A 5,317-nucleotide genomic window follows, 5' to 3' on the forward strand; every position below is an offset into this window, starting at 1 on the left:
TATATACATTATTTTTAAGTTTTGTTTTAGGGCTTCTTTACCGTCAAACGAAATCTGTGGGATACTGTGTATTATTTCATGCATTCGCAAATTTGTTAAATCTCTATTTTGTGTTAAAAATTAATCTTATTTTTATTATCATTTTTATTGGTTATTTGATTTATACTATATTGGCGAGTAATAGAATTAGTAAGGAAACAACATTTTAAAATTTAGATCAGGATATCCATTATTGAAAGTAACGTGTGATCATTCTAGATAATCAATGTTAGAGACTTTTCTATTTGATGAGACATCACTGCTTGTACGAGCTGATTAAACATGGGTGTAGCTAGTGAAAGTTCTACAGTAAGGAGTTTAAACATGAAATTCCATGAATTTGGTGATAAGAATTTGCCTCCTATTTTACTGATACATGGTGGTGGAAGTTCTTGGTGGAATTATCTTCGTCAAGCACGAATCTTGTCAGAAGAATACCGTGTTATTCTACCCACTTTGAATGGCCACGGCGAGGAATATCAAGTTGATTATGTTTCTACTGAAGATTCTGCTTTGGAGATTCTGGACTATATCAAAGCAAACTGTGGTGGGAAATTGTTTGCAATCGGTGGTGTTTCGCTTGGTGGTCAAATTGCTATGGAGCTTTTGTCTTTAGACAGTGAAATTGCTGAGAAGGCCATCATAGATGGAAGCCTCTGCATTCCTCAACTAAGGTTAGCTAAAATCAGCATCTTTCTAGTGTCTCTATTTGGTAAACTGATGTTCAATAAATTCTCTTGCAAACTTCAGTTAAGCATGATGAACAAATTCTATCCTAAACTGGCTTATCCAGAGGAAATAAAAACTTATTATTTGGAGGATTTGCCAAGGACGCCTATCAAAACATTGGTGACCATTTACAAAAACTATATGGGATGTTACAAGCTGAAAGATATGATTTCTGCTAGCAAGGCTCAGGTTCTGTATATTTATGGTGAAAAAGAATTGAACTGTGTGAAAGAATCAGCGAAATTATTTCATCAGCTACATTCAAATACAATTTTGTATGAAGCAAAGGGCTATAATCACGGCTATTTATCAGCTTACCTGCCTTATGAGTGGATTGATTTGGTGGTGCCATTTTTAAAGAGTGACTCATTAGAAATGTGTAACGAATCTGATATGCCATAAGGAGGAAACGGATGCTAGGAGCAATTATTGGAGACATTGTAGGTTCTGTTTACGAATGGAACAATATCAAAACGAAGGATTTTCCTTTATTTTGTGAGGATTGTTTTTTCACGGATGATACGGTAAGTTCGAACCGCTGAGTGTGTGAGTTTGTTAGTGAAACGTAGTTAATCCTCAAAATAAAGAAACTAAAACTCCATTATTTTGAGATGAAAACCTAAACTGTTTTTAAGGAGGTGAAATATTGATAGAAAGCAGACCTATGTTTGAAAAAATCTCATCCTTTGATGAATTTAATAAATATTACTGGTATCGTGATGAACTTTCACAGATATGCAGGTCATTAGGACTTGAATATAGAGGTACAAAACAGGAACTCAATGATATTATTGAGCAGTACTTCAAGGGGAATTTGATTAAAAAGTCATCAGTAAAAAAAAATAAGAAACGAGTAGAAGTCGTTACCTTAGATTCGCCCTTACTTGAATGTGGATTCTCCTTTAATGCACACTTTAGAGAATATTTCTCAACTTTAACAGGTGTTTCGCCCTTTAAATTTACTGCTGATATGGCTACAGCTTGGAGAAAAGTAAAAAAAGAAAATGATTTGAATTTCACAATCCAAGATATGCTAAAAGTCTATTATGGAGATTCAGATTATGCCAAGTATGATCATTCGGTTTGTCAATGGAATCAATTTCTAAAGGATTTCTGTGCAGACGAAAATAGTGCCAACTACTCTAATAAACTAAAAGTAGCTTCTATTCTTTGGAAAGAAGTTAGAAATTCAAGTAATGCAAAAATTTATTCAAAGAATCTTTTAACTAAATATGCTGATAAAATAGACGAGTATGTCAAGTAGAAATGTCAGTCTAAACTAATAGTTTGTAAGGAGGAATACCATGCTAGGAGCAATAGTTGGAGATATTGTAGGTTCAGTTTATGAATGGAACAATATCAAAACGAAAGACTTTCCATTATTTCGGAAAGACTGCTTTTTTACAGATGATACGGTAAGTTCGAACCGCTGAGTGTCTGAGTTTGTTAGTGAAACGTAGCTAATCCTCTCACCTTTTCATTTTAACGCAAGAAGGCTTCAAAGCTCCACTGGAGCTTTGAACTCCCCGAACCTTTTGAGTTTCACAAACGCATCATGTTGAGGCGGTAAGTCTATTAGTGAAGAGTAATTAATTTTCAGAAGGCTTCCTGCTTTTTTAATCCTACGGACGAAAAATACGGCAAAACCTTATTTTATACAGTAAATTTTCTAACGTTAGAAAAATAGATTTGATGCATTTAGATAAACAAATTATAAATAGGAGAATCGAATGTTTAATTTTTTTAAAAAGAAAGATCCTAAAAACCTCGAAATCAATTTTCATGACAATTCAATGGTAATGAACGGAACCAGCTTGTCTTTTCCTTTATCTTTGAAAGATATTGAGGCCGTGTTAGGAAAGCCTGATCAGGTTGTCAAAAAAGAAAGTAAATACATAAAGTACGTTTACGACAATGCTGGTATTGTATTTGAACATTCGTCTTCTATCCGGAATCATTTAAAGAAATGCAGGGTCTATATTGATGATGAGCATCTACTTTCTACAATCAGTTTCTACTATGGTGATGTTGTAAAACCTATGTTTGGAGAAGAAGAATTACCCAAGATGCCTTGTCAAGCCGTAGTATCCACTGATGGGAAGCCTCCCTATTTTCTTTATGATAGACACAGAACTGGGGATTTCAATTTTATTTTATGGACCCCTCATGGAACCAATTTTAATGGAAGACCAGATGTAATGAGATATCCACTCACCATTTCTTACTATCCAGAAATCAAGCATGAACGTCAAAAATCAAATCCAAAAGTTGTTCAAGAAAAATATCTTCATTTTGATAATCTGAATTTTAAACTAGCTATTATCCAAGTATTGATGTATGATTTAGATATTTTAAAGCCAGCTTTTGATATTTTTGATTTTTCAGAGGAATTTAGCGAGTTGGATATTGATACAGAAAGTACAGAACTTGTAGAGCCTGCCTTAGAATACTTTAAAAATCTTCAGATTTCACAGAAGTATGCAAGTCTTGTAAAAGAGATTGATATGGATGGCGGTAATGAAATTTTTATGAATCTGATTCCTCAGTGGGATGGTGAGGATAGTACTTTTGATTTGAATGAGGTTAGTTTGGTTGAATTAAAGCAGTTCCCAAATTTAAAACAAGCGACAATCATGTCAAGTAATTTTGAACAAGTTAAGGAAACTTTTGCTAAAGCTGGAGTCGACGTAGAACTAGTGTAAGTTTAACTAAACATTTATAAATTTTTGAAAAAATCTTACTGTTATGACTCGAAAAAAGGATTAAGTAAAATATGAAAAAGTTTAAATGGTGTTTATGGGTAACTGGGGTTCTTGTTATTCTTATGACAGCATCTTCATTGAATGCTTGTAGTTTGGGTGGTGAAACCATTCCCAAAAACAGAACAAGGGAACAGTACGAGTTTGAAAAAACGTTTGATCCTATGTTTAAATTTTTGGAACAAGAGCAGAAGGATTTTAATGGGCTGGAAGCTTATAAAAGCAGCGTCTATATAAAAAATGGTGACGAAGTCAAAAGATGTGAAATCGACCTAGACATTACCAAGGCAGATGGTAAGGGCGACTATAGAATACAAATCGGAGAAAATAAAAAAACGGTTCCCGTTAGTTATTCTAATGGCAAGTTGCATTACGATTCAGCGATAGATCCTTTATTTGATGAAGAAATTCTTAACTTAGTTGTCAAAAGAGATGTTTTTGACTCCTTGAATGTAAAAAGAACGTTAAGAACTGGAACAACAGAGCTTAGTGAAATTATCTACCAGCCAGAAACTCAGTCTGAACTCTTTCAGAAACTGAAAATCAAATATGATCTACCAGAGGAAACTACATGCCAAATCAGGGTAAATTACTCAGATAAAACAAATTATGGGATCACAATACAGTTAACATCGAAAGAGATGTCTGTCAAAATTGGTTTAACTATTATTAAAAAACGGGGCTAACGATTTAGGAATGTTATTGAAAAGAGTTTTTTAACTCTGAGAAGGATTTAAAGGTGACTATGAAGGTAAAATTTAAAGAAACGAATAAAGTATTTTTCAAAATAGTAGAAGTAGAGGGAGAAAAGTATATTCTAGATTTGACGACTGTTAGACCAAAATCCTATTTCTGGGGTTCTCTTCCCGATGAAATTACTGCAAAAATGCAAAAGTTAGATAAAAGAGATATGCGTTTTGAGAGTGTAGCTCCAACTATGAGTAAATCAATTGGGATTGCAATTGGTACAGCAATAGGGGGATCTGGCTATCGGCTTGTGACAAATTTTTTTAGAAACAATGGGATTAGTCATAACCTTCCTTTAAAGATAGGCTTATATGGCCTATTCATTTCCCTAGCTTATCTTGCTTTCTGGTTCATTGCCATAAGAGCTCGTCATAGCGTCCAAAAAAGACTTGAGAATAACGTTACAAATTATAAAATAACCTTTAAACCAGTTGGAAATAAACGTCAATTAAAACATTACAAACTTCTTCCTTTTATCCTTGTTCCGACTCTTGGATGTTTTGTATTTTATCTATATACTGTTAATGGAACAGAGGGAGCCTTACTTGTTATTAATAGTATTCTATTATTGGGATTTTTTACAGTGATTTTAGGCATGTCACCACTCCGAGAAAGTGTCGAAAAGCAAGAGATTATTTTTGATAGAATAGAGAAGTTATAAATTAAGATGAAAGCTGTTTATGATCCTATTTTGCAGGTCACATTGGGCTATTCTATCAGAAAAAATTAGGGAACTGATTAGAGAGCATTTTGTTAGTCAATGACTCATTTAAGGTTCAGAACTGCTCTCGTAATGACATTTTATAATTTAGAAAAGGAGTAAAAATGAATTATTTAGAAATACGCAAGAAATATGGATTTTATAGAAAAGTCGTGATTGTTTTGGCTGTTCTTCTCATTCTTTTTGTAGCTTGGATGGTGAAAGATAGGACTATTCAAACCCTTTGTATTTTATTCATAAATGCACTCTTATTTCTTTTCATTGCACTAATCAGAAGAGGGTATGTAAGGAGTGGTACTAAGTTACTGTATATGGACTTAGA

At 33.4% G+C, this 5,317-nt stretch carries 8 protein-coding genes and 1 pseudogene; all 9 read left to right on the forward strand.

Annotation, left to right across the window (positions count from 1 at the left end; all coding sequences use genetic code 11):
- A partial coding sequence (locus tag GMD3S_RS11080; RefSeq protein WP_337459732.1) for a CPBP family glutamic-type intramembrane protease occupies positions 1 to 209 on the forward strand: 209 nt, incomplete at its 5' end.
- A 154-nt stretch (positions 210 to 363) separates the two neighbouring features.
- Entirely contained in the window at positions 364 to 1,170 is an 807-nt protein-coding gene (locus tag GMD3S_RS0209955) for an alpha/beta fold hydrolase (RefSeq protein WP_000668461.1), read from the forward strand.
- A gap of 11 nt (positions 1,171 to 1,181) precedes the next feature.
- Positions 1,182 to 1,310: an ADP-ribosylglycohydrolase gene (locus tag GMD3S_RS10850; protein WP_000899999.1), complete on the forward strand. Its 129-nt coding sequence runs from the start codon at positions 1,182 to 1,184 to the stop codon at positions 1,308 to 1,310.
- A gap of 104 nt (positions 1,311 to 1,414) precedes the next feature.
- Positions 1,415 to 2,032: an SAP domain-containing protein gene (locus GMD3S_RS0209965; protein ID WP_000573132.1), complete on the forward strand. Its 618-nt coding sequence runs from the start codon at positions 1,415 to 1,417 to the stop codon at positions 2,030 to 2,032.
- Positions 2,033 to 2,072: 40 nt separating this feature from the next.
- Positions 2,073 to 2,201 (forward strand): hypothetical protein, encoded by a 129-nt coding sequence (locus tag GMD3S_RS10855; RefSeq protein WP_000900078.1) that lies wholly within the window; start codon positions 2,073 to 2,075, stop codon positions 2,199 to 2,201.
- A 297-nt stretch (positions 2,202 to 2,498) separates the two neighbouring features.
- Positions 2,499 to 3,470 carry a DUF6892 domain-containing protein gene (locus GMD3S_RS0209975; protein WP_000481649.1) on the forward strand — a complete coding sequence of 324 codons (972 nt, stop codon included), beginning with the start codon at positions 2,499 to 2,501 and terminating at the stop codon, positions 3,468 to 3,470.
- 71 nt (positions 3,471 to 3,541) lie between these two features.
- Positions 3,542 to 4,213: a hypothetical protein gene (locus GMD3S_RS0209980; RefSeq protein ID WP_000713811.1), complete on the forward strand. Its 672-nt coding sequence runs from the start codon at positions 3,542 to 3,544 to the stop codon at positions 4,211 to 4,213.
- 59 nt (positions 4,214 to 4,272) lie between these two features.
- A complete protein-coding gene (locus tag GMD3S_RS0209985; RefSeq protein WP_000865033.1) occupies positions 4,273 to 4,935 on the forward strand; it encodes a DUF443 family protein in 663 nt (220 codons plus the stop codon).
- A 164-nt stretch (positions 4,936 to 5,099) separates the two neighbouring features.
- A pseudogene (locus GMD3S_RS11085) lies at positions 5,100 to 5,317 on the forward strand (hypothetical protein); the annotation flags it as partial.

This window comes from Streptococcus sp. GMD3S, assembly GCF_000298695.2.
Lineage (GTDB): Bacteria > Bacillota > Bacilli > Lactobacillales > Streptococcaceae > Streptococcus.